This window comes from Capsulimonas corticalis, assembly GCF_003574315.2.
Lineage (GTDB): Bacteria > Armatimonadota > Armatimonadia > Armatimonadales > Capsulimonadaceae > Capsulimonas > Capsulimonas corticalis.
The window spans coordinates 4868254-4891442 of record NZ_AP025739.1; the positions used below are offsets into that span (position 1 = coordinate 4868254).

Genomic DNA, 23189 nt, shown 5'->3' on the forward strand with positions numbered 1-23189 from the left:
AGACTTTTGCCCCGAGGATTATTCCGCTTCGTAGTGTCCAGATTCTCCATGTTTTTGGCCGAATCTCGCATTCTCTTCTCCGGAAGGCCACAGTATAATGGGTTCAACTTGCCGACAAGCAAGGTTCGAGAGATGCTCATTTCTAACGACGGCGTTATATGATCGATCATTCCGTGTTGGTTGTGGAATACCCAAGGATAGGAGCCCAGAGTGAACGTAAGAAAGACGTCAGGATTTACTTTAATCGAGCTGCTCGTCGTGATAGCCATTATAGCGATTCTCGCGGCAATACTATTTCCCGTGTTCGCCAAAGCCCGGGAGAAGGCTCGGCAGACGAGCTGCGCGAGCAATCAGAAGCAGCTGGGACTTGCGTTCCTGCAATATGTGCAGGATAATGACGAGACCTACCCGTGCGGTCAATATCAGGCGGGCGGCCCGGGAGGCAACAGCGGCGAAGGCTGGGCCGGCCAGATCTATCCCTACCTCAAGGCCAAGGGCGTTCTGACCTGTCCGGACGACCCGACCACGCCGCCGTTGGGCTCCATCGCGATTTCTTACGCAATGAATGTCCATCTGGACGAAAAGTCGGATCAAGATCCCGGCGCTTACAGCTTCTACAATCCGGGCGTCGTGACGCTCGCCAGCCTGAACGCTCCCGCCAGCACGGTCTGTCTTTTCGAGGTCACGGGATCGTATGAAACGGGTACGAACGGCGTCCCAACGCTGCCGGATTACCATAGCCCGGTCGGCTTCGGCTGGCCTTACAACGGCCCGTACGGCGCCGCCGCCTATGCGACGGGGAATATGAGCGCTCCGTTCTCCCCGGCAAGCAACAGCATCACGCCGTATCATACGGAAGGCGCCAACTGGCTGGCCTGCGACGGTCATGTCAAATGGCTGCGCGGTACGGCGGTGAGCAACGGGGAAAACGCGGCCAATTCCTCGCCCTCGGAGCCTGGGCATCCCGCCTGGGGCAGCGTCCCCGCCTGCGGCACGGACAGCATGTCCGACGACAGCGGCCGCAAGCTGGCGATGACATTCAGCACGATCTAACGCCTCTCGCGAAGATGACCGGCGGCGGCCCCGCCGGCCATCTTCCTCGATACTCGCCGCCGCGCGTTTTTTTGATGACGCTTTTCAAAGGTATCCCCAACGAGATGTTATTCCCGCGTCGTAATTTCCGAGGCGCCGCCGTCTTCCTGCTCAGCGTATCCACACTGGCGCCGCGCGGCGCGAATGCGCAAAGCATCGATCCGCTCTACGATACATCCTCGTACAGCCTCAATATTCATCAGGGCGTTCTGAACCGAGCAAATTACTTCCCGCTCGGCGTTCTGTTCCCGCGCGATCGCGATGAGCTGGCGTCCTATGGCTTCGACTTCACCGAACAAGCCGTGAGCCCGATGGTCGATCCCAAGGGTGGGATGCTGGCGCAGGATTGGTTTGTGATCCGCCACGACAGGCCGACCCCGCCTCCGCCCGATCCCAATCATCTGGGGATCTTCGCGGCCTCGTGGGCGTGGCATCTCATGCCGATCGATCGGGATATTCCCGGCTTCGACAAAATCACGAAATCCCGATCGTACTTCGATCCGAACGTTCGGCGTTTCATGCTCGCGGGGGACGCCGCGCTCGCCAAAGTTTATAGCGCATCCCCCACGCCCACGATGATGTGGTCGTTCGACAACGAGTGGGAGGGCCAGCTTGACGAAACGGCCTTCGCCATGGCCGGCTTTACCGACTGGCTGAAGATGACCTATCACACGGTTCCCGCGCTCAATCAAGTGTGGGGGACGAGTTATTCGAACTGGGCGGACGTGACGGCGCCCCGGCATGATTCGCCGATCAGCCGCCCGGCGGCCTGGCTCGACTGGCATGCCTACCAGGATGGTTACTTCACGCGGTTCATGGCGGACCGTTACAAAGTGGTCTGCGCGAACGATCCCCAGCAACGCGGCGTCGCTCAGAAGACAACACAGCAGTCGTTCGACCTGCCGAAGCCCGGCAAGGACCGCACGCTCGATCCGGCGATGCTCTGCGCTCTCACGCGCCCCTACGGCGGCTGGTTCGGCGTTGATATCTACGATGCGAACGATTCGTACCTCTATCAGGTCAACTTTGCGTCGCAGTGCATTCGCCCCCTGGATCCCAGCGGGGCGGGCAAGCTGTTTCTCACCGAGACGAACAACCACGGCGGCCCGGGCTATGAGTTCGCGAACAGCCTCTGGCGCACCCTGGGCAACGGCGTCAAAGCCTATGACCTTTTCTGTTTTGGCTCAGCCGGAGCGACCGACGATTCCGATGTCTATGGCCTGACCTCGCCCAATACGCTGCTGCGCGGCAAAGCGCCCTACGCCGCGCGCTTCGCCTACGATGTGCGCCGTACGGAAGAGTTTTGGACGCGAAGCAAGCCGGCCGCCGGAGCGCATCGCGTGGCGCTTCTCCTCAACCGCCAGGATATGCTGCTCGATCCGGAAACGCCGGGAAACGAGTGGGCGGGGCCGCGCAATAGCCGCGAAGGCGTTTACGCGGCGCTGCGCCAGGCCGGATACTGGGTGGACGTTCTGCCCTACACGAAGCTCCGCGCCGCCTTTCTCAAGCAATACGATGCGCTCGTGCTTGTCGGAAGCAACCATCTGACCGGCGGGGAGTGCGCGCAGATCGGCGCCTATGTGAAGCGGGGCGGCGTTCTGGCGGCGGATATGCTCGCGGGATACTACGACGAACATCATCGAATCGTTCAGGGGCTTGCCTCCGTGACCGGCGCGCGCGTCACGGCGCTCCAAACCGGAGCAGACGCAAACGTTTCTTTTTCCGCCGGGACGACCACTCTTCAGGGGCAGGATCTCGCAGGCGTGACCTTGGACGGCGCCCGCGTGCTTGCCAGAACCGACGGCGGCGCTCCCATCGTGACGGAATCGGCGTACGGCGCGGGCAAAACCCTCTATATCGCCACGCGGCTCGGCGCGCTTCACGGCGCCACGGACGCGGCCTTCGCGGATTGGCTGGCCGGCGCGCTTGGGCGATTGCGGGTAAAGCCTGCCTACGCCGTGATCGGCGGGGCGGGGGACACGGCGTCCCTGCGTGTGGAGCAGCCGTTTGTGGAGCGCGGCAACGCCGCCGTCGTCATTGCGAATTTGACCGAGAAAGGGCATGGCGCCGCGACGATCCGTATGCAGCTTCCCCGTGGGAATTGGACGCAGGCGCTCTGGTCGCCCGCCGAAAGCGAAGCATTGCAGCCCGTGAGCGTGCGGCTCCAGCCGGGCGGCGCGTATCAGTTCACTCTGCCGGCGTTCGCGACATCGGGAATGCTGCTCCTGCTGAACGATCACGCGCCGCTCATTTCCATTCCGGAGATCGCGACGGCCAAGCGCGGCGTGGACGGCCATCTTCCGGTGCTGACGCCAGGCGTGGCGAAGAAGATCACGGTGGAAGTGGACAACCCGTCATCGCAGCCGGCCCCGGCGGGGCAGTTGACGGCGCGCGCGCTGCGCGGCTGGACAGTCAAGCCCAGCGTGGTTCGCACGCCCAGACTCGCCGCGTATGGCGTTTACCGAACGACGGTGAGCGTAACTCCTCCGGCAGCCGGCGTCCTGCCATATGCCGAGCGTATGTATCCGCTGAATTTCCACTGGTCCGATGGCGTGGCCGACCGCGCCGTCACGACGACGCCCGTGGGCGTGGATATCGATAACAATAAATGCCCGTGGCTGCTCTCGGAAAACGCCATCTATCCCGCCGATTTCCCGCGAAAAATGACGACGCACGCCACTTACCGTTATCTCTTCGACACGCAAAAGATGGCGGGTCGATTCGCCGATCCCGGCGCCGGAAGCGCGGCGCCGAACACGGCGCTGCAGGGCGGATACGCGCGATGGCTGACCAATGAAGAGTCCGCAACCTTTGCGGCGCCGGACTTCCAAACCGTCCCGCTTGAGTTCGATCTGAAGGATATTTACCCGCTGCATGAAGTGCGGCTGCTCAGCAGCAGCTTCGGCGGCTATCCGACAAGGATGGAGGTTTCCGTCAGCCGCGACGGAGCCCACTTTCAATCCGTCGGCGCCGCCGCGCCGCTGGGGGCTCCAGGGTCGGGGAAGTGGCTGGACCTCACCGGCTTGGACGGTATTTCCGCCCGCTATGTTCGCCTGAATGTCTCGTTGCAGGGCGGGGGCGGTCAATTCAACGAGGTCGAAATTTGGGGATACCCCCGAGCCCATTAACGTCGCCGCGCCGCGTTCAATCGTCACAGCACTATGAAAAAATTCGAAATCACTCCCGCTGGCTTTCGCTACGATGGACAGCCGATCCAGATCATCTCCGGCGCGATGCATTACTTTCGCATTGTCCCGGAATACTGGGAAGACCGGCTTCTCAAGCTGAAAGCCTGCGGCATGAATGCGGTCGAAACGTACGTCGCCTGGAACGCTCACGAGCCCCGCCCAGGGGAATTTCGGTTCGACGGGATTTTGGACCTCGTTCGTTTCATCCAGATCGCCGCCCGTCTGGATCTGCTTGTTATCGTGCGCCCAAGCCCCTATATCTGCGCCGAATGGGACTTTGGCGGCCTTCCCGCATGGCTGCTGGCCGATCCCGGCATGAAGGTCCGTTGCATGCATGCGCCATATCTCGCCGCCGTCGATCGCTACTACGATCGCCTGCTGCCGATGCTCGCGCCGCTGCAATGCACGCAGGGCGGCCCGATCATCGCCATGCAGGTTGAGAACGAGTACGGCAGCTATGGCGCCGACCACGAGTATCTTCGCTTTCTGGAGCGCGCGATGCAGTCGCGCGGGATCGATGTCCCCTTGTTTACATCGGATGGTCCCTCGGACGGCATGCTGCAAGGCGGAGCGCTTCCGGGCGTCTTCAAGACGGTCAACTTTGGCTCGGGGAGCGTCGAGGCGTTTCGCAAGCTGCGCGAGTATCAGCCGGCGGGACCGCGGATGTGCATGGAGTTCTGGAATGGCTGGTTCGACCACTGGGGCGAGCCGCATCACACGCGGGACGCCGCCGACGCCGCCCAGAATCTGGAGGAAATTCTCGCCGCCGGCGCTTCTGTGAACGCCTATATGTTCCATGGCGGCTCCAACTTCGGGTTCAGCAGCGGAGCGAACTTCGACGGCGCCTATCAGCCGACCGTCACCAGCTACGACTACGATGCGCCGCTCGACGAAGCGGGGGATCCGACGCCGAAATATTACGCCTTCCGAGACACGATCGCCAGATACCGCGACTTACCCGAGACGGCGATTCCCGCTAAGTCCGTCAAAAAGCGCTTTGGCGTCTTGAAGGTCAAAGAGCAAGCGTTGTTGTTCGAACAGCTACCCAATCTCGCGAAGCCGATCCAGCGGACGACGCCTGAAACCATGGAGGCGCTGGGCCAGAACGCGGGATTTATTCTCTACCGAACGCGCGTCACCGGCCCGCGCACGGCGGAGCCGCTGACGATCCAGAACGTTCACGACCGCGCGATTGTCTTTCTGGACGGCGCGATTCAAGGGACCATCGATCGCAACGACAAAACGCAGGACGCAATCAAGCTGGATATCCCGATCGGCGGCGCGACGCTCGAAATCCTGGTCGAAAATATGGGTCGCATCAATTACGGACCTCACTTGATGGATCGAAAGGGGATCACCGAAGGCGTCCGCCTCTACGGACAGTTCCTACACCATTGGGAGATCTTCTGTCTGCCGATGGATAATCTGGAGAGCCTGCAATTTGGACCCGTTTCCGCCACGGACCAGCCGGCGTTCCACCGCGCGACATTCGAGATCGATACGCCGGCGGATACCTTTGTGGCGCTGGACGGCTGGACCAAGGGCGTCTGTTTTGTGAACGGATTCAACCTGGGCCGGTATTGGGACATGGATCCGCGCCGCAATCTTTATCTGCCCGGGCCGCTTCTGCGGTCCGGCGTCAACGAGATCGTGCTCTTTGAACTGCACGGCTGCGCCGGCGCTGCCGAAATCGCGCTGGTCGATACAGCCGAATTCCCGCGAATCGTGTTCGTGGCGCCACATGCTCCCGAGAGATCGGCTGCTCTCGAATTCATTGCGTAAACGTTTGTTATCGCCTTCTTCTCATTTCCTCCGAAGAAGGCGCATCTTCTTGAATTTTGCCGCCAAACTTCGAAAAAATTCCTTATTGACAAAGATAAAGGCCAGTGTTATACTGGTCTCGGTTACGTAAACGTTTGCGTTTTTAGTTCACGAATCTCGTTCCTGCATTGGCCAGTGCAGGGACACAACGAATTCCGTGGGAGATAATTTTCGAAAATGAGGACGCAAAATATGAAAACGAAGAAGATTGCATTGGTCTGTTCGGCGCTTGCGTGTTTGAGCGTGGGAGCGCCCAAAGCGCACGCGGACGGCATGATCATTCCCGCCTACCTGCCGCTCACGGACACGACGGATTGGAACATTATCGCCAACGACGCCACGGTTCTAAAGAACGGCACGAATGCGCTCTACAAGGACTACTGGGTCACGGTCAACGGCGCGAACGGTCCTTACACCACCTCGGCCGACTGGACCACGGCGGCGACTCGGTTCAATCCGATCCGCGCGAACGGCGGCAAAATCTTCGGCTACGTCCACACTTTGACCACGCCCACGAGCACGACGTTCCGATCGCTCTCGTCCGTGGAAGCGGATATCACCTCCTGGGTCGCGGGATACGCCAACATCGACGGAATCTGGATCGATGAGTATTATCCGCGCTATGAGATCGATTATGCGACCGGCGGAACCAGTCCGGCTTTCCCGAACGGCACGGCGCTCGCGCCCTACGATACGACCTACTTGAACGCGAACGGCACGTATAAGACGAACTATCCGCAGATCGACCCTCCCGGCGGCTACTACACCCAGCTCACCGGCTGGATCCGGTCCACCTACCCGAAGCTGCGCATTATCGGCAACGCGGGCGGCAAGTTCTATTCGAACCAAAAGAACTACACCGATCTCGTCGATGTGACTTGCAGCTACGAGGACAGCTACGCCAATGCGTCCGCAAGCTCCTGGGCCGCCCTGGCTCGCCAGAACACCACGACGCCGAAGAAACAGCTCGTGCTGATCCACTCCAACACGACCGACCTGGCCGGCGCCATTAACGCGGCGATCAGCAACGGCTACAACTACTTCTACACGACCAGCGGCGTGCTGTCGAACAATGCGTGGGGCTCCATCCCGTCGTACTTCGACACGGAAGTTTCGAGTATCGCGAACCACAGCTAGTCTGTGCGCGCCGCGAGCTAGATCCATATTGAGACGGTTGTTCACGGCCCCGTGGCGTTACTCACGGCGCGGGGCCGGCTTTATCTGGGGAGAAGTCAATGCAATATCCGTCCGTCTCGTTCAAAAATCCATCGGTATCCATCAAAATGAGCGTGAAAGTCACCTTGGGCCTCGCCGCCGCCCTCGCCTCCATTCTGAGCGCCGGCTCCGCGCAAGCCGCGAAGACCATGGGGTTCACTTACGAAGCGCCGGGCGATCCGATCTTTACATGGATCGGGAACGCCGGCTCGACCAAAGTCCCATACGTCATTATCAATGCGCCCAATAACGGCAATCTGGTTTCGGGCGATCCGAACTACATCCCCACGAGCAGCTGGAGCCCCAGTCTCGCCTCCTGGGTCAGCCTCTCCCAGACCCTGCATAACCAGGGGATCAAGGTCATCTGCTATGTCGATTCGGCGTACACGAACCGCCCGGTCTGGCAAGTGGAGAATGACATGGCGCAGTACTTGATCGACGGCTTCAAAGTCGATGGGTTCTTTGTCGACGATGTCGCCTGGGGATGGAGCGCCGCGTCGGGCGACGGCAGCGGAACCACGCATGGAGCGTGGTATACGAGCCTTTATAATTACGTCCATACGACGATGCCGACCTGGAATAACGCTAACTTCAGCACATCGCCCACGGTCATCAATAATCCCGGCAGCATCGGCGATGTCTCCAATTGGATGGGCGCCTGCGACCTGAACGTGATCTTTGAAGGTCCTTACAATACATTCACCAATTCGAGCGGGACGACGTTCTCAGGCTACACCAGCTGGTCGCCTTCCGGGACGTGGGTGACGAGCTATCCGGCGTCACGCTTCATCAACCTGGTCACGAATGTCTCCAGCACATCGACCGTGAACTCGATCTTCAACGGCGCGGCCGCCAAAAACGTCGGCTACCTCTACACCACCAATGTCAGCTGCGATTGGCAGGCGGGCTATAATACCTACGGTACGGATCCCAGCCAATCGATTTGGAGCCAGGAGATCGCCAAATCGCAGTAAACGCGTCCGATCGTTCGCACGACCATCCTCATGATCCCCGAGCTCGCAGAGTGGCGCGCCCGGGAATTTTTGATTCGTATCCTCCGCACAGTTCCCATCGACCGATCGTTCAAAGTAAGGCCGTGAATATGACGAACCATGCCATCTTTTCAAAACGCCTCGCGCGCGCGATGTTCTTCGCCGTTCTGAGCGTATTCTGTTTATTTTCTCTCGCCGGCCCGTCGCCGGCCGCCACAGCGGCGCTCCTTCCGAACGGCGGCTTCGAGCAGACGCAGTCGGCCCCGGGCGGCGCGTTCATCGCCTCCGCCTGGACCTCGTACGGCCAGGGCTATGCCATGGACGCGAAGGGAGGACGCCTTGGCGGCGCGGGCATCCGATGTGAAAATCACGATCTCAGCGCCGTCTCGGGAGCGTTCCAGACCGTGACGCTGAATCAGACGACGCCCGCGCCCGTCGTAATCTCGGGCTGGAGCAAAGCGGAAGGCGTGAGCGGCGCGCCCGGCGGCGACTACGCGCTGTATGTCGATCTGACATACGCCGATGGGACGAACCTCTGGGGGCAGATCTCCGAGTTCGAGACCGGAACGCATGGATGGAGCCGCCGCAGCATCACCTTCATGCCGCACAAGGCTTTGAAATCGCTGAACGTCTACGCCCTGTTTCGTTATCATACGGGCGTTGCCTGGTTCGACGATTTCGACGTCCATACTACGCCGATGGACAAGATGTTCGACAGCCAGGACCTGGCGCTTCCGAAAACGACCTCGACATCAGGCGGCTGGCTGATGCGGGACGCCGCGCATCGCGGCTCGGTTCTCGCCGTGACGCCGCATCAAACCCTCGCCGGGGTCGAACTGACGGCGTCGTCCGCAACGGACAAGATCGTCACCGCGTCCTTTCAGAATACGGCGACGACGTCCGCCGCCGTCACGATCTATTACGCGCAGCGCTTAAAGGCGTCGGAGCCGGTGACGTGGTGGAACGACATGCGCGATCGCCAGACCGCCGCCGGCGGCGAGTACGCCAATCTGCAAAACGTCAATGTCGGGGTGGGGTACGTGTCGCTTTATCCGTTTGGCTGCGTCACGACGGCGAAGGCGGGGTATGCGCTAGCGATCCCGCCCGCGCAGCAGCCGTGCGTCGCCCGGATTGAGTACAATTCTCGCGCCAATCTCTTTTACGCCGCCTACGATATCGCGCTTGCTCCCAAGGGCGACAGCGCCGGGCATGACCGAGTCACGCTTCGCGTCGCTCGTTACGCCGTCAGCCCCGAATGGGCATTCCGCGACGCGTCGGCGCGTTACTACGCGCTCTATCCCGAGGCGTTTCAGCGGCGCAACAAATCCGAGGGCGTCTGGATTCCGTTCACGGCGCCCCAATTTGTCGCCAACCCCAAAGACTTCCAGATCGCGTACCATGAGGGCGACAACAGCGTCGGCTCCGATCGGGCGCTGGGGATCCTGAGTTTCCGTTATGTCGAGCCGATGACGTATTGGATGCCGATGAAGAAGGATGCGCCGCGCACGTACGCCGAAGCAATGGCGCAGGTGAAGCGCCAGGCCGCCGGTCCGGTGGACAACGCCGAACGCCGCCAATCGCAGGCGGTGCTGTCTTCGGGGACCAAAGATTCGCACGGCCTCTATAACGTCGCGTTCCGGGATACCCCCTGGTGCGATGGCGCTGTGTTCGTCCTCAACCCCAGCCCCGCGCTCCCACATGTTCCCGGCCTGTGGTCGAAGGCGATGCTGAACGCCGCCGGAAAGCCCGCGCTCGGCAAGGCGAACGAGCCGGACGGCGAGTATCTCGATTCGCTCGAAGCCTGGGCGGATACCCTCAATTATCAGCCCGCCACCCTGCGCGCCGCCTCGGGATCTCTGACATGGGATTCCAACGATTTCAAACCCGTTGTCCCGACCTGGTTCTCCGTTTACGACTCGACGCAGGCGCTCTCACAGGATCTGCACCGCCATGGGAAACTGCTGATGGCGAACTCCACGCCCTTGCGCTTCCATCTCTTCGCGCCTCTTCTGGATGTGATCGGCACCGAAACCGATATGTTCCCAAGCGGCGCCTGGGAACCCGAACCCGACTCGCAGTTCAATCTGCGCCGGACGATGTGCTACCACAAACCTTATCTGATGCTCCTCAATACGGACTTCACTAAGATCGGCTCGGAGCAGATCGAACTCTACTTCCAGCGCTGCATGTTCTACGCCGTATTCCCCAGCATGTTCAGCGTCAACGCCGCCGATCATCCGTACTGGGAAAACGCCGCCCTCTACAACCGCGACCGGCCGCTGTTCCAGAAGTACATCCCGGTCATCTCCCATCTCTCACACGCCGGCTGGGAGCCGATTACCTGGGCCCGCAGCAGCGACCAGGACGTCTGGGTGGAACGCTACGGCGCCAACTACCTCACCGTCCTGAACAGCCTAAAAACACCGCGCACCGTGACTGTCACCATCGACACAGACAAATTCGCCGGCGCCAAAGCCCTGCGTCTCCACGACGATATGACGGGTCAGAGCGTGACGGCGACGCGCGCTCCCGGGGGCATAAGCGTCACGATGACGCTTGCGCCTTCTGAGACACGGGTGCTGGCGCTGCGCTAAGTTGGGTTAGGATCGGAAAAGAGAAAACGGGCCGGGCATTCGATGAATGCCCGGCATTTTGTGTGGGTGAGAGAGGATGCCCTTCAGGGCATGTGTTTGCATCGTGGGCGCCGAAGTTCCCGGTTATGAAACCCGGGCCTGGGAGATGCTCCGCATCTAACCGTCCGTGCCGGACGGACAAATCACCGGACATCCCTCTCCCAGACGAAGCCGCCCGGGAGAGGGACCGAGGGAGAGGGTTTAGTTCTTCCCGCCAGTCGTCGCAATCCCCTGCACGAAGAGTTTTTGCGTGAAGAAGAATAGGACGATGATCGGCAGGACGAAGATTGTGGAGTCGGCCATCAGGGACGCCCACTCGCCGCCGTGTGTGGAAAGGAGCTGCTGCAATCCGTAGGCGAGGGTGTACCGGTTGGGATCGTTGATATAGATCAGCGGGCCGAGAAAGTCGTTCCAGGTTCCGAGGAACTGGAACAGCGCGCAGGTGGCGAGGGCCGGGCGTGACAATGGGAGCATGACTTTCCAGTAGATCTGCCACTCGCTGGCGCCGTCCAGGCGCGCGGCTTCCGCGAGCTCGTCGGGCAGTTTGCGGTAGAACTGGGTCAGCAGAAAGATATAGAACGGCGCGCCGCAGAAGGCGGGGACGATCAGCGGCAAGTAGGTGCCGTACCAGTGCAGCGCGCGGAACAGGCCGAAGACCGGCACCATCGTCACCTGGGCGGGCAGAGCGATCGTGGAGATCATCAGGATAAAGAGAAACGCTTTTCCTTTGAACTCCATCTTCGCGAAGCCGTATGCAACCAGGGAGCTGGACAGAACCGCGCCAATCACCGTGCAGGCGCAAAGGAACAGCGTATTCTGAAAATAGATCCCAAACGGGACGGCTGAGAGCGCCTTGGGATAGTTGCTCCACACGGCCGGATGCGGGAGCAGACTGGACAGCGTGTTCGATGCGCTGTGGGCGAAGATCTGTGTGTCGCCCTTGAGCGATGTGGACACCATCCAGAAGAGCGGCAGCAGCGCTGGCAGGCACAGGAGCAGAAGCACCGCATGCGCGGCGATCTTCTGGCCGGTGGAAAGCCCTGTCAGCCGCCGCCGCCCACGGGCCACGATCGTTTGTTTGACGGACATCGTATTGGATGCGGGCGCCGTATTCACGGGAGCGTTATTCATCGTAGCCAAGCTCCTTTCGGCGCGCTCGTTCGCGTGCGACATCGTGCTCCAGGCCGGTGAGCGCCGCGGCGGGCGACAGTGAACCGCGTTCGGCCAGATCGTCCGCGCTGGAGATATGGTCCGCCAGATACATCTGGTAGGCGGTCGGAGGGATCGTGACCAGATTGGGACTGGCCGCGAGTGTCACAAACGCCTTGTACTGCGGATACTTTTTCAAATAGGCCTGATACGCCGGCGCCGCCAGCATTTGGTTTGAGCTTGGCAGCCAGCCGAAGCGCGTGTTGAACTCCGCCGCGCGGTTGTGATCGTTCAGACCCGCCCAGAACTTGATAAACTCCCAGGCGCCCTGGGCGTGCTTGGCGCCGGCGGGAATGGTCAGGAAGTTTGTGTTGGAGTAACTCGCGACGGCTTTGCCGCCGGCGGGCGGCGGCAGCAGGGCGACCTTGTATTTCAAATTCGGCGCGAACTTCGCGAGCTGCTGAACCCGCCACTCGCCATCCAGCGAGATACTCACGGAGCCGTCGATGAATGGCCACGACGCGCCGTTTTGCGATTTGAGGCTGGAGCTGTAACGCATCACGCGGTCCATTCCGAGTTGATTCTTGGTGTCCACGAGATAAGTCAGCGCCTTCAAGTTCTGCGGCGTGTTCAGAAGGACTTGATGCGTGGCGGCGTCGTAGAAGCCGCCGCCAAACGAGGGCGCGTACTGGGTGAGGCCCGAGGGCAGGAAGCCGACGCGGGTTAAGTTGCCGCCTTCGAACTGGTCGAGCTTGTGTCCGACCGTGGTGAGCTCTTCCAGGGTGGTCGGGAACTTGTCCGGATCGAGGCCCGCCTTTTGAAAATCGTCCACGCGGTAGTAGCAGGCGTAGACGTCCACCCCCATGACCATTCCGTAAAGATGCCCTTTGTACCAGCCGTTGTTATGGATGACGGGGTAGGTGTCGTGGTCGAAGTACTGGCGCTCCGCCGGCGTCATCCGGGTCTCCAGCGGCTGCAAGATGCCGCCCTGCGACCAGGTGCTGATCGCCTGGGTCCACTGCGCCATCACGTCCGGCGGATTACCGCCCGCCACCGAAAGCAAAAACTTTGAATCGGCGCTGCCGTAGGGGATTTGCAGCGGGATGACTCTATACTTGGTCTGGCTGGCGTTGAACTCATCGACGACATGCTCCATGACGGGCTGCCACTCGGCGCTCCACATATGCCAGTAGTAAACGGGCTCGCGCTGATCGGCTTGCGGGGCCGCCGTCGCCGAAAGAAGCGTCTCCGTCTTCGGCCCGCAGCCGGTTATCACGGAGCCGAGCGCTAAGATCATGGCGGCGCCAAGCGCTCCGGCTTTCGATACGGGAAATTTCATATTCGCTCTCGGACTTTTGAGTCGCTTAACCCTCATAGTGCACCCATCGTTTCTGCGTCCAGAACGCCAGTCCCGTCAGCGACATCACGATGACAAACAGCACCCAGGCCATGGCGCTGGCGTAGCCCATATCCAGGTATCGCCACGCCCGTTCGAAGAGGTACAGCGCATAAAAGTGCGTGCTGTCCTCGGGGCCGCCCTGCGTCATGATGTACGCTTCGGTGAAGTACTGGAAGACTCCGATCAAGCCCATCACGAGATTGAAGAAGATCACCGGCGAGAGCATCGGCAGCGTGATATGGCGCAGGCGCTGCCATGGACTGGCGCCGTCGATTACGGCGGCTTCGTAAAGATAGGCCGGAATGTCCTTGAGGCCCGCGAGATAGATGACCATGCTGCCGCCGACGGCCCAGAGCGACATCAGAACAAGGCTCGGGAGCGCCCAGGCGGAGCTTTGCAGCCAGGGTGGTCCGGTAACCCCCACCATCTTCAGCAGCTTGTTGATCAGGCCGATCTCCGGGTTGAACAGCCACATGAACACGGTGGATGTCGCGACGATGGGGACAATCGACGGGATATAGAAGATTGTCCGGTAAAACCCCATTCCCTTGATATTGAGGTTCAGCAGAAGCGCCAGCGCCACCCCGACCACGATGCCGACAGGAAGGGCGATGATCGCGAACTTGAACGTAACGCCCAGGGACGTCCAGAACAAGGGATCGCCCGAGAAGAGCGCGCGGTAGTTCGCCATGCCGACCCACTTCGCGGGCGTCACGATGTTGTAGCGCGTGAAGGAGAGGTAGATGCTGCTCAGGAACGGATACGCCGTAAATACGAGAAATCCCAGGATCCAGGGGGAGATGAAGGCGTAGCCCACCAAATTTTTTTTCATATCTCTGTCGTCTTTACGTTAGCGTTTCGGCAGAGCCGCGATCTCCTGGCTCCAGACCGCGTCAGACGGGAGTTTGCCGTAAGGGTTAGGCAGAATTTCCGAAGTCAAAAACACCCATCCCGCGCCGCGCTTGCGGCTGAGCGCGATGACCTGCGCCAGCTGCGCGCCGGGCTTGACATCGTAAACGATGTGCCAGAAGCGTCGGGCGGGATACTTCGCGGTCCAGTCAGCCCCCACATATTTATTAACGTAAGCGTTTACGTCACTTTCGAAAGTCGCGATGACATCGCCGGCGGCCAGATAGCCCTCCAATGTCGGCGCGCCCGGATTGAGGACGACAATCGCTTTGGCGTTTGCGGCTTTGACGTCTTTATACAGGCTTCGATAGTAGGGGATATCGGGGGCGAGATTGCTGGTTTCGTCAAAAAAGATTCCATCGACATGATACCACTGGAAGAACTTGCCGACTTCGTCGAGCACTTCGCTCTTCGCGCGTTTGCCGTAGCTGGTATGGACGTACCCGATCACCTGAACGCCCTTCGCCTTCGCTTCGCGCACTTGTTCGACGTATTGCGCATTGAGCGATGCGCCGGGACCGCTGTTCGGATTGATGATCGTCAGGCCCACGGTCGGCGCGGCCTTTTCCGCCTGCGTCCAGAGAGGGCCAGGATAGAAATACGAAGGGATCGCCATGCGCTGGCTCTGTGCATGACACGCCGGAGCCAGCATCGCCCCGGCGAGCGCCGCCGTCATCATAAGGTGGTTTCGCAATTGCTTCAAAAGTGTACTCTTCCGCGAGGAGTGGAGATCGTCCTCGAATTTGATAGATTATTTGATAGACTTTGGGCGGCGCTGTTCGCGCCGCCCAAGAGAATTTCGAGTGAGGTTTACAGGCTGAAGGTAGCCGCGATGGAGTTATCCGCGCATCCTGTTCCCGCCGCGAGCGGGACGCCCGGTCCGCCGCCGGTCACGGCGGTGGTATTGCAGTCGGTCTCGGTGGGGTTGGTGTAGCCGGCGGAAACCGCGCTGCCGCGCATCCACTTGGCGTGGAAGTCGGCGAGCAGGTAGTTGGCGCCATCGGTGTGCCGCCCGGTGGCCGCCGCGAAGCGGCTGTAGTCGCTGGAGGTCACGCCGTGCAGGTAGCCGGTCGCCATGGCGAGATGGGGAGGAACGTCGTAAGCGCCTCCGCCCGACACGACATACGAGTTGCCGCTTCCGCTCACGCCAAAGCCAGCCGGCGACGATCCGCCGGAGCCGGTGGTGTCGGCGGTCTCCGTGGAGATGTCGTATGTGTTGCCGGCGTTGTAGAAGTTGCTCTGCACTTCAAAGAGAAGCACCGTCTTGGCGGGAGACACATACTGGGCGATGCTGTAGCTGTCGACCGTGCTGCCGTCGGGATTGGTATTGTTGCTGTTGTAGGCGTACGAGCTATAGATTTTATTGCCGCTGGTGGTGTCGCTGGGGCACAGGAAGACCTGCTTGCTCTTAACATAGGCGTAGATCTGGCCGCCCCAGCCGTTGCCTCCGGGGTAATACCAGTTGACGCCATCGGGATTCTTCTCGTCGTTGTCCTGGCTGTACTGCATGAAGCCCAGTCCGAGCTGCTTCATGTTGGAAAGACACGACGTCTGCCGGGCCTTCTCACGGGCCTTGGCGAAGACAGGGAAGAGGATGGCGGCGAGAATCGCAATGATGGCGATGACGACGAGAAGCTCAATGAGGGTAAAGCCGATTTTCTTGTTATTCATCGTATTTCCTTGGCGTCAATAGGACGGTGTCAACGAGCGTCTATGCTAAAGTCCATGCAAATCCATGCAAGGAACCAATTCTATTCGACGATGAATAAAGAGGGGCCGGTTCTCAGGAAACGACGGCTTTCACCGCGAAACGCTGTGATTGCGTAAACGTTTCCGTTAAGACTCATTATGCCATTGAAGCTCGCATTTGTCAAGAGAAATTTTCGAATTTCTTTAGAGAAATCACAAAACTCGTAGGCTTGCCGGCTTCCTCTCCTGTCGTCGATTTTATTTTATTTCGCACCAATGCGTAAACGTTTACGTTTGCGCGTTTTCCGTGGTATATTTGGAATGATTTTCAAAACGGAGAACGTATCATGCTGCTCAAATCACTGAACTACTGGTCCATGCCCGGCGGTCTTGAAGGGACGCTTCCCGTCGAGACGTTTTTGACCCAGGCCAAGCACTATCGCTATGACGCCGTCGAGCTGTGCATCGCAAACGACGGAGCGCTCGGACTGGATACCGACGAAGCGCGATGCCGTGAAATCTTATCCGCGGCTCAGGCGGCGGGCGTGCAGGTCGCCAGCGTCGCGTCGGGCATCTACTGGGAGTACGCCCTCGCCAGCGACACCGAGACCGACCGGGCGCGCGCTGTGGAGGCGCTGCGCAAGATGATCCAGATCACAAGCTGGCTCGGATGCAAAACGCTGCTGACGATCCCCGGCGCGGTCGATGTCTTCTTCCTCCCCGATCAGCCCTCCCGCTCCTATGATGTCGTTTGGGACCGCTCGGTGGCGGGCCTCAAGCAAGTGCTCCCGCTGGCCGAGGAGCTGAGCGTCCGCCTGGGCATCGAGAACGTCTGGAACAAGTTCCTGACCAGCCCTCTGGAGATGGCCCGCTTCATCGACCAGTTCGAGAGCCCGGCGATCGGCGCGTATGTCGATGTCGCCAACATTCTTCCTTACGGTTACCCGGAGCAGTGGCTTCGGATCCTGGGCAAGCGTGTGGCCGGGGTGCACTTTAAAGATTTCCGGCGGGCCGTGGGCAACGGCGACGGCTTTGTCGACCTTCTGGAAGGGGACGTGAACTGGCCGGAAGTGATGTCGGCGATCGCCGAGATCGGCTACGACGGCCCGGTGGCGGCGGAGATGATCCCGCAGTACCGTTTCTATCCCGAAGTGCGCATCGCCAACACCTCCAACGCCATGGACGCGATCCTGGGACGGTAGTCGTTTCCTTTAGATCGGGGACGGGGCGCAGGATCGGCGGACGACGAGATGCGCCCCGCACACCTCCATGGCCGGCTCCGCATTGTCTTCGATCATTCCGATCAGCGCCCGGATCGCGGCGCGCGCGACTTGAGGAATATCGATGGCGATGGTCGTCAGCGGGGGACTGGCCAGCGCGGCGATCTCGACGTTGTCGTGTCCGATCACCGAGATCTCCTTGGGAACGGAGAGCCCGAGGCTGTTCGCCGCCTCGATCGCTCCGAACGCGAGCACATCGGTCCGCGCGAGCAGCGCCGTCGGCGGATTGTCCAGCTGAAGCAGTTTGTGCGTCGCCTCAAACCCGTCCCGGCTCGTCACCCCCGCTTCGATCGCCAGGGAGGGATCCCACGCCAGGCCCGCCTCCGCCATCAGCGCCGGCAGCTTGACCCGGATCCCGCTTTCCGGGAATCCGCTGCCGATGTAGCCGACGCGCTTGTGACCGAGATTGGCGAAGTATTGCAGCGCTTTGCGAACTCCGGGAACGGTGTCGACACAGATGTGGGACGCCTTGGGGAAATCGGACTGATCCGGCCCGTCGATGATGACCGTCGGAGTACGCCAGTTCCGGGTCAGCGCCTTCATATCGTCCGCGTTCACTTCCGGACCGCTCATCAGGACGAGGCCGTCGACCATGCACATATCCGTCTCGGCGCCTTCAGGGCGCCGGCCCAGCCGAAGCAGCAGATTGTAGTTATGGGCGCGCGTCTCCGATTCGAGCGCGCGGGCCATCTCGATCAAGTAACGATCGGAAAGAACATCGGCGTTGTACGGACACTCCAGGCGGATCAAAAACGTCCGCCCGGTCACCAGTTGGTGGGCGCTGGCGTTGCGCGTGAAGCCCAGCTCCTGCGCCTTCTCCAGCACCATCTGCCGCGTCTTGGGGTTGATGTCCGGGCGATCGTTCAGCGCCCGCGACACCGTCCCGCTGCTGACGTTGATGCACTTTGCAAATTCGACGATATTCATAGTCTTATGGTTACCAATTTCATTGCTGGCAGATATTTCTTATCTTCTTTTAGAGGCGATTGAGCGTCTTGTTTGACAGGGCGCATGCGATTAGGTACAATCCTGAGAGCATCGCGTCGCCTCCATTTTCTAGTCTCTCATGAACATTATCGAATTTGCTAAAGCCCTAAATCTGAGTATTGGGACCGTTTCGCGGGCGCTCAACGACCGCGCGCAAGTCAGTCCCAAAACGCGCCAGTTTGTGCTGGAAAAGGCCGAGGAGCTCGGTTACGTCCCCAACTCCAACGCGCGAAGCCTGGTCACGGGCCGAAACCTGATGATCCGGCTGGTCTGCTCGCACCTGCTGTCCGACTTGTATCTGGTGGAGCTGGCGCGCGGGGTGGAGGAGGTCGCCGGCGCCCACGGCTACGACCTGCTTCTGCACCTGGGAACGCGCCGCCCCAACGCGGCGATGGGCCACGGCGTCGACGGTTTGATCGTGGTCGCCGGACAGGAAACCACCGTCGAGGACCTGCGCCGACTCACGCTGCACGGTCGCACGCCGACGGTGGTGATTGCCGGTTCCGAGCCGCTGGACTTTCCGGAGGCGTCCTACGTTTGCCTGGACACCTTCCCGGGAGTGCGCGAGGCGCTCGCGAAGCTGGCCGCCCTCGGACATCGTCGCGTCGGCTACATCGGCAGCGGCCAGCCCGGCCATGTTTTGAGCGACGCCTTTCCGGCGCTGATGGCGGAGGCCGGTCTGACCTGGTATCCCGAGCTCGCGCGCGAAGCGGGCGTGACGCCGGATGACGGGCGGCTGGCCGCATTGGATCTGCTCACGCTCATGGCGCCGCCGACCGCGATCTTCGCGCGCACCGATATCCTCGCCAGCGGCGCCGTTCAGGCGGTGACGCAGCTTGGGAAAACCGTACCGACCGACGTGTCCGTCATCGGCCACGACAACATCGAGGCCGCCGCGCTGGTCAATCCGCCGCTGACGACGGTCGCTATCAACATCCCGAACATCGCGGACCTTGCCGTGCGCTCGCTGCTCGCGATGATCGCCGACAAGGCCGCTCCAACCGTCCAGACCGTGGGCACGCACTTGATCGAACGCCGCTCCTGCGGTCCCGCTCCCGCCTAACCTCTTCGGATCAGATCCCGCTCACGCAGCGTCTCCTGGACGATATTCTCGCTGGGCCACTGGATCTGCTGGAACTGATGAGTCGCCGCCGATTCCTTGGCCTTCAGACACATCAGCGTGTTCAGCAGACCTTCCTCCATCGGCGAGACCGATTCCGATTCCCCGCGAATGACCGCCAGGAAATTGGTCGCGAGCACTTCGTCGCCGCCGCCGTGGATGGCGTTGTTGTCGAACGTATGCGTTTCGACATGGGGCGAATGGTGCTGAAAGACCTTCAGCTCATTGGTGAACCAATCGAATTCGATCGTTCCCTTGTATCCCAGCAGCGTCGCGCCGCGCTTCGCCGCCTTGTTGCGCGCGAAGAAGTTCTGGCTGTACACCACGTGCATGCCGGACGCGTACTGGATCAGCGCGCTGCCGGAGTCTTCATTGCCGGTGTCCACGGCGAACGCGCACATCTCCTTGGCGGGCATATCGAGGGCCAGCGGCGCGGAGCGAGACGGGTGGTAGGGGCTCTCGAAACAGGTCTTCTTTTCCGCGCAGTCCATGCACTTCAGACCCGCCGGGTGAGTTCCCTTGAAGATCTGCTTGGACGTCATCGCGGAGATCGCGACCGGCCGATTGCCGGCGAGCAGAAAATTGATATAGTCGAAGTCGTGCGTGGCTTTTTGCAGGAACAGGCCCTGCGTCTCGGTTTCGTCCCGGTACCATGTCTGGAAGTAGACATTGCCGTATGGAACGTTGTTCCAGGCCTGAACATGCTCGACCGTCCCGATCTTGCCGGAATCGATGATCTCGCGGGCGAGCTGCGCCAGCGGCGAAAGCCGCAGCGGGAACGAAACGACCACGCGCGGAGACGAAGCGGCGCGCAGCGCCAGCAGATCCGGCATCGTGGTGGCGACCGGCTTCTCCAGGAAAAGCGCGATATCGCGGGCGAGCACCTTCACGGCCATCGCCGCGTGCAGGCTGCAGCGCGTGCCGATCACGACGCCGTCGAGCGCCTCGGCGTCGAGCATTTCGTCGGCGGTCTTGTAAAGATGGACGTCGTCGCCGACGCGGCCGTCGTCATGCAGCTTGGCGGCGATGCTGTCGCATTGCGGATCCGCGATCGCGGCAAGCGAAACATTGGGATCCTGTGACCGCATAATGCGCACCATGTGACGGGCGCGCTCTCCATAACCGATGACGCCAAGGCGTATTGGGGAAGACATATCTTTCCTTCCTGTCTCCTGAGTTGAATTGTGCGACGCGTCCATGCGCTTCCAGAGCGTTTCCGTCGAATTCAAGAGTGAGGGAGCCGCCGGATGGCCACGGCGCCGTAAGCGGCGTCGAAAGCCCGTCCGGCGGCTCCGTTTCGATACGAAATTCATCGCGTTGGATGAAGATTTCGCAAGCGTTTGCGCGTTACGCCTTACAGGCTGAACGTGGCGGCGATGGTGTTATCTCCGCATCCGGTGCCGGCGGCGAGCGGCACGCCCGGTCCGCCGCCGGTCACGGCTGCCGTGTTGCAGTCGGTCTCGGTGGGGTTGGTGTAGCCGGCGGAAACGGCGCTGCCGCGCATCCACTTGGCGTGGAAGTCGGCGAGCAGGTAGTTCGCGCCATCCGTGTGCCGCCCTGTGGCCGTTGCGAAGCGGCTGTAGTCACTGGACGTCGCACCGCGCAGATAGCCGGTCGCGAGCAGCAGGTTGGCGGGGGAGTTAAAAGCGCCCGCTCCCGCCACAACGTACGCATTGCCGGCTCCGCTGACGCCGAAGCCGGCGGGAGAGTAGCCTTCGCCGCCGGTCGTCACGTTTGCGTCGGTGGAGACATCCCATCCGTCCGTTGCCCCGAAGTAGTTCCCCTGGACTTCAAAGAGCAAAACGGTTTTGGCGGGCGAGACATACTTGGCGATGCTGAAGCTGTCCACGCCTAACCCCGTTGGATCGGTGTTGTTGCTGTTGTAGCCATAGGAGCTGTGCTCTTTATTGCCCGTGCTGTCGCTGGGGCACAGGAAGACCTGCTTGCTCTTGACATAGGGGTAGAGCTGTCCGGCCCAGCCGTTGCCGCCGGGATAGAACCAGTTGACGCCGTCGGGGTTCTTTTCGTCGTTGTCCTGGCTGTACTGCATGAAGCCCAGTCCGAGCTGCTTCATGTTGGAAAGACACGACGTCTGCCGGGCCTTCTCACGGGCCTTGGCGAAGACAGGGAAGAGGATGGCGGCGAGAATCGCAATGATGGCGATGACGACGAGCAGTTCAATCAAAGTAAAGCCTGTGGCTTTGCGGCGGCGGTCCATGTTCGTTCTCCTTAAATATCAGAAAGTAAACGGATATCGAAAGGCGCTGGGTCGATCGCTGGAAACGAAGGACGGCGCCAATTGCGTGCGTGTGAAATCCGAAATACACATCACGTCAGAGCAAGGAAATAGGCGACGCTGCCACAGTTGCGTAAACCTTTACGGCAACTGTTCTGCATTATATTCTCGATCTTGTGTTTTGTCAAGGAAGATTGTCAAATATTGCAATTAATTTTGTTTCGATAGGCGATTTTGTAGAAAATCACCCTCGTTTCTCCCATGAGCGCTCTGCCGGCGCCGTCTCATCCCCTTGTTGACGCGCAAGTGATTTCGAAAAATCGCAATCGTTTACGCAATTTCAGTATATCACGGGTCTGATGGATCGTCAAGGAAAATTATTGGCGATTTTTGCGGAATGCCGTGACGATTATTCTTCAATGCGCAAGAGGAATATTGGAAAGTTCGTCGAACTCTTGCGGTCATCCGCTCCGTGGGCTTTCTTCGAAAGCCTGCTTGCGGATTTGATCTAGGAGAAGAACAATGGCGAATCGTGTGCTGACGGATGAGCAGATCGCTCATTTCATCGACCAGGGCTATGTCAAATTGGAGGGAGCGTTTCCGCGCGAAAAGGCGCTTGCGGCGCAGGATTTTCTCTGGGAGCGCCTTGCCGAGCGGGGTGTAGGGCGAGAGGACCGCGCAACTTGGACGGAGCCGATGGTCCATCTTCGGGAGGTATATGACGACGACGTGTTTACGTCGTGCATGACGGAGCGTCTGGAGGACGCCATCGAGGAGATTGTCGGCCGAGACCGCTGGGCGGATCGCGGCAAGAAAATCGGGTGGGGATGGTGGCCCGTCAACTTTGCGCTCGGGGCCGACAAGCCTTGGGACGTTCCCACGGGCGGCTGGCACTGGGACGGCATTCAGTTCCGGCACCGCGTCACGGCGCCGGATCAGGGCTTGCTGCTGCTGCCGCACCTGTCCAGCGTCGCGCCTCAGGGCGGCGGAACGCTGGTGGCGGCCGGATCGCACAAGATCGTCGCGCGGTTTCTGGCGGCGCATCCGGACGGGATCGAGCTGAACGACGCTCTGCCGGCGTGCAGCCGGGCGCATCCCTGGCTGGCCGAGCTAACCCAGGGCTCGGCGGACGGCGTGGACCGAGTCGCGAAGTTCATGGACGCCGCGACGACCGATGAGCTGGGAACCGAGCTTCGCGTCGTGGAGACGACCTCGGAGCCGGGAGACGTCTGGATCTGCCATCCGTTTCTCTACCACGCCGCCTCGCAAAACCATTCGGGAACGCCGCGCTTTATGTGCAACCGCACCACGCCGCTGAAAAGCCCGATGGCGCTGGATCGGCCGGACGGCGACTATTCCCCCGTGGAGATCAGCATCCGCGAAGCGCTCGCCGTTTAGCATTCACGCACGACCGGCGCAACCGGACGAAAATTCGATCTCGACGAACGCAACAAAAACAACATCAGGAGCAATATCGCG

17 protein-coding genes are annotated in these 23189 nt (G+C 60.7%); 9 read left to right on the top strand and 8 right to left on the bottom strand.

The window, feature by feature from the left end:
- Positions 1 to 210: 210 nt before the first annotated feature.
- The 6 genes from D5261_RS20800 to D5261_RS20825 all read left to right on the top strand — a co-directional run bounded on the left by D5261_RS20800 (position 211) and on the right by D5261_RS20825 (position 10902).
- Positions 211 to 1053, top strand: a complete 843-nt coding sequence (locus tag D5261_RS20800) for a DUF1559 family PulG-like putative transporter (protein ID WP_119324978.1) — start codon at positions 211 to 213, stop codon at positions 1051 to 1053.
- Between the two features lie 104 nt (positions 1054 to 1157).
- On the top strand, positions 1158 to 4220 hold the full coding sequence (locus tag D5261_RS20805; RefSeq protein WP_165864656.1) for a beta-galactosidase: 3063 nt from the start codon (positions 1158 to 1160) through the stop codon (positions 4218 to 4220).
- Between the two features lie 33 nt (positions 4221 to 4253).
- Positions 4254 to 6062, top strand: a complete 1809-nt coding sequence (locus tag D5261_RS20810) for a glycoside hydrolase family 35 protein (RefSeq protein ID WP_119324976.1) — start codon at positions 4254 to 4256, stop codon at positions 6060 to 6062.
- A gap of 231 nt (positions 6063 to 6293) precedes the next feature.
- Positions 6294 to 7238: a spherulation-specific family 4 protein gene (locus D5261_RS20815; protein ID WP_165864655.1), complete on the top strand. Its 945-nt coding sequence runs from the start codon at positions 6294 to 6296 to the stop codon at positions 7236 to 7238.
- A gap of 98 nt (positions 7239 to 7336) precedes the next feature.
- Positions 7337 to 8290, top strand: a complete 954-nt coding sequence (locus D5261_RS20820) for a spherulation-specific family 4 protein (protein WP_119324974.1) — start codon at positions 7337 to 7339, stop codon at positions 8288 to 8290.
- 128 nt (positions 8291 to 8418) lie between these two features.
- Positions 8419 to 10902 carry a hypothetical protein gene (locus tag D5261_RS20825; protein ID WP_125206389.1) on the top strand — a complete coding sequence of 828 codons (2484 nt, stop codon included), beginning with the start codon at positions 8419 to 8421 and terminating at the stop codon, positions 10900 to 10902.
- A gap of 240 nt (positions 10903 to 11142) precedes the next feature.
- Here D5261_RS20825 and D5261_RS20830 read toward each other — a convergent pair whose 3' ends face one another.
- From D5261_RS20830 to D5261_RS20850, 5 genes are all read right to left on the bottom strand, one after another.
- Entirely contained in the window at positions 11143 to 12072 is a 930-nt protein-coding gene (locus tag D5261_RS20830) for a carbohydrate ABC transporter permease (RefSeq protein WP_218025787.1), read from the bottom strand.
- Positions 12065 to 13429, bottom strand: a complete 1365-nt coding sequence (locus D5261_RS20835) for an ABC transporter substrate-binding protein (protein ID WP_165864654.1) — start codon at positions 13427 to 13429, stop codon at positions 12065 to 12067. The genes D5261_RS20830 and D5261_RS20835 overlap by 8 nt, the downstream gene beginning before the upstream one ends.
- Positions 13430 to 13454: 25 nt before the next feature.
- A complete protein-coding gene (locus D5261_RS20840; RefSeq protein ID WP_119324971.1) occupies positions 13455 to 14321 on the bottom strand; it encodes a carbohydrate ABC transporter permease in 867 nt (288 codons plus the stop codon).
- An 18-nt stretch (positions 14322 to 14339) separates the two neighbouring features.
- Positions 14340 to 15101 carry a spherulation-specific family 4 protein gene (locus D5261_RS20845; RefSeq protein ID WP_125206388.1) on the bottom strand — a complete coding sequence of 254 codons (762 nt, stop codon included), beginning with the start codon at positions 15099 to 15101 and terminating at the stop codon, positions 14340 to 14342.
- A 107-nt stretch (positions 15102 to 15208) separates the two neighbouring features.
- Positions 15209 to 16069: a DUF1559 family PulG-like putative transporter gene (locus D5261_RS20850; protein WP_165864653.1), complete on the bottom strand. Its 861-nt coding sequence runs from the start codon at positions 16067 to 16069 to the stop codon at positions 15209 to 15211.
- 365 nt (positions 16070 to 16434) lie between these two features.
- Here D5261_RS20850 and D5261_RS20855 point away from each other — a divergent pair, with 365 nt between their 5' ends.
- Positions 16435 to 17289 (top strand): sugar phosphate isomerase/epimerase family protein, encoded by an 855-nt coding sequence (locus D5261_RS20855; RefSeq protein ID WP_119324969.1) that lies wholly within the window; start codon positions 16435 to 16437, stop codon positions 17287 to 17289.
- Positions 17290 to 17298: 9 nt separating this feature from the next.
- On the opposite strand, the gene D5261_RS20860 is transcribed toward D5261_RS20855, so the two are convergent.
- Positions 17299 to 18294, bottom strand: coding sequence for a LacI family DNA-binding transcriptional regulator (locus D5261_RS20860; protein ID WP_119324968.1), 996 nt, complete (start codon positions 18292 to 18294; stop codon positions 17299 to 17301).
- 139 nt (positions 18295 to 18433) lie between these two features.
- Between D5261_RS20860 and D5261_RS20865 the strand changes: the two genes are divergently transcribed.
- Complete coding sequence (locus D5261_RS20865; protein ID WP_119324967.1) at positions 18434 to 19417, top strand: LacI family DNA-binding transcriptional regulator; 984 nt, start codon at positions 18434 to 18436, stop codon at positions 19415 to 19417.
- Here the strand turns inward: D5261_RS20865 and D5261_RS20870 are convergent.
- Positions 19414 to 20628 carry a Gfo/Idh/MocA family protein gene (locus D5261_RS20870; RefSeq protein WP_218025786.1) on the bottom strand — a complete coding sequence of 405 codons (1215 nt, stop codon included), beginning with the start codon at positions 20626 to 20628 and terminating at the stop codon, positions 19414 to 19416. The genes D5261_RS20865 and D5261_RS20870 overlap by 4 nt on opposite strands.
- A gap of 200 nt (positions 20629 to 20828) precedes the next feature.
- Positions 20829 to 21692 carry a DUF1559 family PulG-like putative transporter gene (locus D5261_RS20875; RefSeq protein WP_119324966.1) on the bottom strand — a complete coding sequence of 288 codons (864 nt, stop codon included), beginning with the start codon at positions 21690 to 21692 and terminating at the stop codon, positions 20829 to 20831.
- Between the two features lie 540 nt (positions 21693 to 22232).
- Between D5261_RS20875 and D5261_RS20885 the strand changes: the two genes are divergently transcribed.
- Positions 22233 to 23108 carry a phytanoyl-CoA dioxygenase family protein gene (locus tag D5261_RS20885; RefSeq protein WP_119324965.1) on the top strand — a complete coding sequence of 292 codons (876 nt, stop codon included), beginning with the start codon at positions 22233 to 22235 and terminating at the stop codon, positions 23106 to 23108.
- Positions 23109 to 23189 lie beyond the last annotated feature (81 nt).

Excerpts from the sequence above, each read along its gene's own strand:
- D5261_RS20805 (WP_165864656.1), top strand. The coding sequence starts at position 1,158 with ATGTTATTCCCGCGTCGTAATTTCCGAGGCGCCGCCGTCTTCCTGCTC.
- D5261_RS20810 (WP_119324976.1), top strand. The coding sequence starts at position 4,254 with ATGAAAAAATTCGAAATCACTCCCGCTGGCTTTCGCTACGATGGACAG.
- D5261_RS20815 (WP_165864655.1), top strand. The coding sequence starts at position 6,294 with ATGAAAACGAAGAAGATTGCATTGGTCTGTTCGGCGCTTGCGTGTTTG.
- D5261_RS20820 (WP_119324974.1), top strand. The coding sequence starts at position 7,337 with ATGCAATATCCGTCCGTCTCGTTCAAAAATCCATCGGTATCCATCAAA.
- D5261_RS20825 (WP_125206389.1), top strand. The coding sequence starts at position 8,419 with ATGACGAACCATGCCATCTTTTCAAAACGCCTCGCGCGCGCGATGTTC.
- D5261_RS20830 (WP_218025787.1), bottom strand. The coding sequence starts at position 12,072 with ATGAATAACGCTCCCGTGAATACGGCGCCCGCATCCAATACGATGTCC.
- D5261_RS20835 (WP_165864654.1), bottom strand. The coding sequence starts at position 13,429 with ATGAAATTTCCCGTATCGAAAGCCGGAGCGCTTGGCGCCGCCATGATC.
- D5261_RS20840 (WP_119324971.1), bottom strand. The coding sequence starts at position 14,321 with ATGAAAAAAAATTTGGTGGGCTACGCCTTCATCTCCCCCTGGATCCTG.
- D5261_RS20850 (WP_165864653.1), bottom strand. The coding sequence starts at position 16,069 with ATGAATAACAAGAAAATCGGCTTTACCCTCATTGAGCTTCTCGTCGTC.
- D5261_RS20855 (WP_119324969.1), top strand. The coding sequence starts at position 16,435 with ATGCTGCTCAAATCACTGAACTACTGGTCCATGCCCGGCGGTCTTGAA.
- D5261_RS20860 (WP_119324968.1), bottom strand. The coding sequence starts at position 18,294 with ATGAATATCGTCGAATTTGCAAAGTGCATCAACGTCAGCAGCGGGACG.
- D5261_RS20865 (WP_119324967.1), top strand. The coding sequence starts at position 18,434 with ATGAACATTATCGAATTTGCTAAAGCCCTAAATCTGAGTATTGGGACC.
- D5261_RS20870 (WP_218025786.1), bottom strand. The coding sequence starts at position 20,628 with ATGTCTTCCCCAATACGCCTTGGCGTCATCGGTTATGGAGAGCGCGCC.
- D5261_RS20875 (WP_119324966.1), bottom strand. The coding sequence starts at position 21,692 with ATGGACCGCCGCCGCAAAGCCACAGGCTTTACTTTGATTGAACTGCTC.
- D5261_RS20885 (WP_119324965.1), top strand. The coding sequence starts at position 22,233 with ATGGCGAATCGTGTGCTGACGGATGAGCAGATCGCTCATTTCATCGAC.